At 37.2% G+C, this 6,327-nt stretch carries 6 protein-coding genes; 2 read left to right on the top strand and 4 right to left on the bottom strand.

The genetic code is table 11. From position 1 onward, the window contains the following. Positions 1-147 precede the first annotated feature (147 nt). Positions 148-1,098 carry an ATP-grasp domain-containing protein gene (locus HMPREF2728_RS04610; RefSeq protein ID WP_075227191.1) on the bottom strand — a complete coding sequence of 317 codons (951 nt, stop codon included), beginning with the start codon at positions 1,096-1,098 and terminating at the stop codon, positions 148-150. Between the two features lie 14 nt (positions 1,099-1,112). Beyond that, positions 1,113-2,363: a dicarboxylate/amino acid:cation symporter gene (locus tag HMPREF2728_RS04605; protein WP_075227190.1), complete on the bottom strand. Its 1,251-nt coding sequence runs from the start codon at positions 2,361-2,363 to the stop codon at positions 1,113-1,115. Between the two features lie 251 nt (positions 2,364-2,614). Here HMPREF2728_RS04605 and HMPREF2728_RS04600 point away from each other — a divergent pair, with 251 nt between their 5' ends. Continuing rightward, positions 2,615-2,968, top strand: a complete 354-nt coding sequence (locus HMPREF2728_RS04600) for a DUF3397 domain-containing protein (RefSeq protein ID WP_083280548.1) — start codon at positions 2,615-2,617, stop codon at positions 2,966-2,968. 110 nt (positions 2,969-3,078) lie between these two features. Further along, positions 3,079-4,740 carry an N-acetylmuramoyl-L-alanine amidase gene (locus HMPREF2728_RS04595; protein ID WP_075227188.1) on the top strand — a complete coding sequence of 554 codons (1,662 nt, stop codon included), beginning with the start codon at positions 3,079-3,081 and terminating at the stop codon, positions 4,738-4,740. Positions 4,741-4,786: 46 nt separating this feature from the next. On the opposite strand, the gene HMPREF2728_RS04590 is transcribed toward HMPREF2728_RS04595, so the two are convergent. Further along, positions 4,787-5,092: a hypothetical protein gene (locus HMPREF2728_RS04590; protein WP_060955978.1), complete on the bottom strand. Its 306-nt coding sequence runs from the start codon at positions 5,090-5,092 to the stop codon at positions 4,787-4,789. A gap of 168 nt (positions 5,093-5,260) precedes the next feature. Next, a complete protein-coding gene (locus HMPREF2728_RS04585) occupies positions 5,261-6,124 on the bottom strand; it encodes a DUF6287 domain-containing protein (protein WP_075227187.1) in 864 nt (287 codons plus the stop codon). Positions 6,125-6,327: the final 203 nt, after the last annotated feature.

Raw genomic sequence — 6,327 nt, 5'->3', positions numbered from 1 at the left:
AAATCAAAGAGCAAACTAGAAAGCTAGCCGCAGGCTGCTCAAAGTACAGCTTTAAGGTTGCGGATAAAGCTGACGTGGTTTGAAGAGATTTTCGAAGAGTATAAACAAATCAATCCCCCAGTCATCAGATACTGGGGGATTTTTGAATTAGTTACTTTCTTGTCCACTAGTCAGGGCTTGCAATTCTGTTTTTAGATACTGAGCCAAATGTTGGTGAGCAAAAATATTGGCATTTTTTTCTGCTGTATGATTGTAGTTGGTGTTGGTATTTACATCATAGACATAAATGTCTCCACTCTCTGATTGAACCCATTCAATCGCGGCAACTTCAATCTGAGCATTTTTCAAGAAATTCTCATAAGCTTCTCTCCGGTCATCTGGTAGAGGTTCTGTAATCTGGAATTTCTCAGACGTTTCTAGTTGTTCTGGTCTCTTGCCGATTTGACAACCATCTGCTGGACAAAGTTGGAAACCATCTGAAGAGTCGATTGAAACAGTGTAGAGAAACTTTTGATTGATAAACTCTGAACGACGGATACGTCCATCACTTGGTTTGATGTAGGCTTGTAACAAGGTAATCCCGTCCACGGAAGGCTCAAAGAGTGGACTATTGACATAGGCTTCAAGTTCTTCTTCATTTTGGAAGAGTTGAACGCCTAAACCCTTACCTGCTCGATTGTGCTTGGTAATCAAAGGATAAATGTTTAGTTTTCTTGCTGCTTCAATGATGTTTTCTTGACCCAAAACTGCAACTGTTGCAGGAGTCTCGATACCAGATTCGTTTAACTTCAAATATTGTTTGATTTTACTAATTTCAAGGTTGATAGCACCGGTACCATTCACAACTTTGCGTCCGTGTGCTTCTAACCAAGTAATCACTTGCTCTGTAAATTCTGGCGCATAACGATGTCCTCTTGTGTGAGAAGAGGCAGACATACGATTGTAAAAGATACCTTGCGGCGGTGGGCTTTGCAAATCTAAAATCCCACTAGACAAATCCCACAGTTCATAAGGGACTTCTAGTTCTTCCAACCATTTGACCAAATGCTGGGTCCATTCAAGATTCTCATGGATTACATAAACTTTTGCTTCACTCATTACTTATAAACTCCTTAAGAAAAGCTGACTGATAATTGGCTTTCCTTTTCTTCTTCTAAAATATATCCTTCTGTTTTTTCGATAACGCTGACTGTTAAGATTTGACCCAGAACATTGATCATGGTACGGCCGGCATTGACAAAGAAATCAACTGCAAAAATCAAGGCCACTCCTTCAACTGGCAAGCCCAATTGAGGTGCTGCAGCTAGTAGAACTACGATAGCTCCTGATGGTACGGTTGCTGCAGTTTTTCCAATCAAGGTCAAGAGTAAAACAGTAAACAAGAGACTTGATAAAGAAAATTGAATGCCATAGGCGTGGGCGATAAAGATTGTCGCTACTGAGAAATAAACTGCTGCTCCCTCTAAGTTAAAAGTATATCCTAAAGGAACAACTAAATCAATTGTATGCTCGTCATGCCCCTGTTTTTTCAAATCTTTAAGAAGTGATGGCAAGACAACACTCGAACTACCTGTAACAAAAGCCAGAGTCAAGAGACTCCAATTTTCACGAAAGGCTGACAAATACGGAACTTTAAAGAAGACTGCAATCAAAGGGAAAATAAGGAGAACCAAAACAGCATAGGCCAAATAAGTTCCAATGACAAACTGACCAAGTCCAATCAATTTATCAAGCCCAGTAGTTGCAACATCTTTGGCGATAAATCCAAAAATTCCAATCGGTGATAATTTGATAATTACTGCAACAATCTTGTAGATGGCTTCAATCCAGATTTGGAAACCTTGGATAATTTTCTGAGATTTCTCTGATTTAAGATTCCCGATTCCATAACCAAGAAAGATGGCAAACACGATAATTGGTAAGAGGGCACCTTCTGAAAGAGATTTGACGATATTTGATGGAATAAAACCAAGCAAAAATTCGCTAAATTTTACATTATTGGCAATTCCATCAAGGTTTCCACCAGTTTGACCGATATTCACTCCTTGACCAAATCCTAAATAGTAACTAGCAAATACAAACAAAAGAGTAATAGCAGTTGTTACTGCGAAAAAGTAAACCAAACTCTTGGTCAAGATTTTCCCAAAAGATTTTTTCCCGATAACACCAGCTACCGCAACAACGATAGTTGGGAAGATTAAAGGAATGATAACCATATTGATCAATTTAATAAAGGCTTGACCTAAAAATTGATAAAAGCCTGCAAATTGTGGCCAGATGATCGCAGCAATCACACCCAAGACCAAAGCCACCAATAATTGGATACCAAGTGAGAGTTTTGACCATAACGTAACTAATTTCATAAGAAACTCCTTTGTTTTATTTGCTACTCATTCTACTACTATTCTTCACTTCTGACTAATATATATTTTCTATGGTGAACATAAAAAAGATTTATATTGAGGACTCAAACTATCATTGTATCGAACACATGATTTATTCTGATCAAGCAGAAATTATAAAATCTGTTTCTTATCAATGATTTTTTGCTAAAACAGTGATAAATCAAGGAATTTACTTTTCTATTCTCAAAATTTTATGATACAATAATGGTATGATTTTAATGAAACTTGCTTCCATCTTGCTTTTGGTACTAACCTTAGCTCTGGCGATTATTTTAAGCAGACTCTTTAAGTTAAAGAAAAGGGGCATCAATGCTGCTGATTTAGCTTTTCCTTTTCTAATTTTTGAATACTATTTGATTACGGCTAAGATGTTCACACACAATCAACTCCCAGTATTGGGAACGGCCTTATCAATACTAGCAATTGTGTTAGTCTTTTTCTTCTTAAATAAAAAACGTAGTTTTTATTATCCAAAATTTATTAAATTCTTTTGGCGAGCTGGATTTTTACTAACACTGCTCATCTATATCATCATGATTGTTCAAAATTTCGTGATGAAATAGTCAACTATAGCAATACAGTCCACCAACACATCAATCTTGGTCACTAAATGTTCTATATGAGGCACTTTTCTGATAAAATTATAAAAAAATAAAAATAGGAGATTAATCAAGTGAAAAAAACGCTCTTGGCAAGCGCCATTACGCTTTCAGTTTTTGGTCTAACAACCAACCTTAGCTATGCTGAGGAGAACAAAGTACAGTCAACCCCAGTAGAAACAACACATAGTGAAACCTCTGCTGACAAAGTGGAGAAAAACAGTCTCCCAGCCAAGGAAGCTGAACCTTCAACTGAAGCAAATGCCAATCAAACGACAAATCCAGCTAAGAAAGAAGAAGACAAGGCACCAGAAGTCCAAAAAGAAGGTTGGGTATTAGAGGAAAACCACTGGCGCTTCTATGAAAATAATGCCCCTGTTCTTAACTGGAAAAAAATCCACGGAAAATGGTACTACTTCAACAAAGATGGAATCATGTTGAGCGATACTATTTTTGACGGATATATCCTTACTAGTAGCGGGGCCATGGTCGATTCTGGTTGGATTAAACTCCAAGAAAAATGGTATTACGCTAACGCTTATGGAAAAATTTCTCAACAAAAATGGGAAAAGATCGGTGGTGTCTGGTACTATTTTGATCAAGACGGTGTCATGCTCAGCAACACAATTTTTGACGACTATCTGTTTACTAATAGTGGTGCCATGGCTGAGAGTTCTTGGGTCAAACAAGATGGACAATGGTACTATGCCCTTGCTTCTGGTAAATTAATCAAAAACAAGTGGGACAAAATTAGTGGTACTTGGTACTACTTTAACAAAGATGCTACAATGGCAAGCAACCAATGGCAAGGTAGCTACTACCTAAAAGTTAGCGGTGCTATGGCTGAAAAAGAATGGATTTTCGATAAAAACTATGATAGTTGGTTCTACTTAAAATCTGGTGGTGCTTACGCAGCACGTGAATGGATTGGCTCTTACTACCTCAAGGCAGGTGGCTACATGGCTAAGAGCGAATGGATTGACGACAGCTACTATAAAGCCCGCTATTATGTGGATGAAAATGGAGTCTATGTTACAGGGACCCATAAAATCGATGGACAAACTCATCAATTCCAAAGCAATGGGAAATGGATTGGTGAAACTTCTGTAAGTCGTGGTTTTGAAAAGGGGAAATATAACAATATTATCTTCCTAGATCCAGGTCATGGTGGTAAAGACCCTGGTGCCGTTTACTATAACACTAATGAAAAAGACCTCACTATGCTAGTTTACAAGAAACTTCGCAAGGAACTCGAGGGACTTGGCTATACAGTTCTTTCTTCAAGAGACAGTGATGTCTTTGTAGACTATGTCACCGAACGTTCAAGAATGGTTAATAAGACTGATTCAGATATCTTTATTAGTATTCACTTCAATGCTAGTGGTAATCCAGCTTCAAATACGGCTGGGATTCAGACTTATTCTTATGAAGCAGACTCTAGTTATCCTTCTAAGATTAACCAATACTGGCATAACCATCCTGACCGTATCAGTGAAAGTAATCGACTTGCGGCAGACATCCACTCTTCACTATTAGCTGAAACTGGTGCTAAGGATGCAGGTCGTCTACGAAGGAGCTTTGCTGTCCTTCGAGAAACTAATAAACCAGCCGTTCTATTGGAATTGGGATATATTGACAATTTCAATGAGAATCAACAAGTCCGCAGTGATGCCTACCAAAACAGATTGGTTGCAGGTATTGTAAAAGGGATTCAAAAATATTACGCAGGTCAATAAAGAAAAAGTCTCGAGGAAATCTCGAGATTTTTTTGTATTATTTTTCTTACTTGTTGGCTTCAGGAAAAAGAAATCCAATTCCAACGCAAGCCAAGACTCCAGCACCGATAACCAAACCGCTTGAAAGTGGCAAGATATCAAGAATAGCATTGGCGATGATAAAGGCAATCATCAAGCTCATGAGACTGGCCTTGTAATCTTTTTTCACCAAATTCTCAAGAGTAAAAAATAGGAATAAACCTACTGGAAAGAGGGCCCAGATATTAACATCCAAACTTGGCCATCCAACTAAACCAAAATACAAGACTGCTGCTGCAACGACTAAAAATCCGATACCTACTACTTTTTTCATGATACGACCTCATTTTCTATTTTGTTAGGAAGTTTTATCTCCCTTTAACAATTACAACTATAACAGAAATAAAAATCACAAACAATAGCTTTTGTCTATGTGGCAGACATGATAGACTATGTGGTCAGAATTTTTCTAAAAAAGAAGCCATTGCTGGCTTCTTTTCATTCATTTTTCTTTAGACTCTAAAGCTGATTTGATGGCATCACGATCAGCTTTCAATTTCGTTAAATTTTTCTCTTCAGATTCTAATTGACTCGTATCCGGTTTAACACGATAGTAAACATTTTCTGGATGCATCAACATTCCTTCATATTGTTGTCCTGCAAAGAGTCTATCCTCAGTGTGATTGGAATTGTCTGTTATTTTACCATCACCACCAGATTCCATGACAACACCACTTGGTACAACGACTACCACAAACCCTCCCGCCTGAGAACCTTTTGCCCAAGCACCAAGGGCTACTGTTTCTGGGTTGCGATCATTCTGACTTTTTGATACTTTCAATTCAACAATAGACTCATGCTTTTGATCATTGACTATCCAAGAAGATTGGACTTCCCCTGAATCATTAATGATATATTCATTACCAGACTGTGTCCGCCAAGTACCCTCTAAACTTGATAAATCATTATTTCTGAGGGCTTCAATATCTAATTTGGGAACAGAAGCTTCTTTTTTTAATTGACTAACATGCTGCTCCGATTCTGAGATCTTGGTATCCAAATCAGCCAATTGCTCCTTTAGCTTTTGAATTTCCTCTTCCTTTACCTTATCCTTATCGTCCTCTTTCTCCTGAATTCTTGTCGTCTCTTCAGTCTTAGATGAGGAAGAAGTTTGATTTGCTTCTTGCTTGAGATTAGGTGAATTTAAAAAGATGCTAGCAACAATGATTATAACTAGAGCTGTTATGGCAAGACCGATATACATTTTTATATTATTAATTGTAGAAAGGGTTTCTGCCAATCTAGATGAAGTTCCTTTTCGACCATGGGTCTTCTCAACATGTTTCATCTGTTCTTTCTTGTTCATGATACTCCTCCTCATTTTAATATATGTTGATAATTCTAATCAGCTTTTGTAGTTTTACTCTTTCTGATGCCAATCTATAATATTTGTATAAAGGTAATCTATCACATAGATTATACTACTCTTCAAATACAGATAAAAAATTTTATAGAAACTTTTTTAAATATTACTAAAGAGTAAATCAATCTAATCTACTTTATTCAATA

This window comes from Streptococcus sp. HMSC061D10 (genome assembly GCF_001808865.1).
In the GTDB taxonomy this organism is placed as follows: domain Bacteria; phylum Bacillota; class Bacilli; order Lactobacillales; family Streptococcaceae; genus Streptococcus.
Note: the sequence above shows the minus strand (reverse complement) of the source record. Positions and strands in the feature narration are given on the sequence as shown.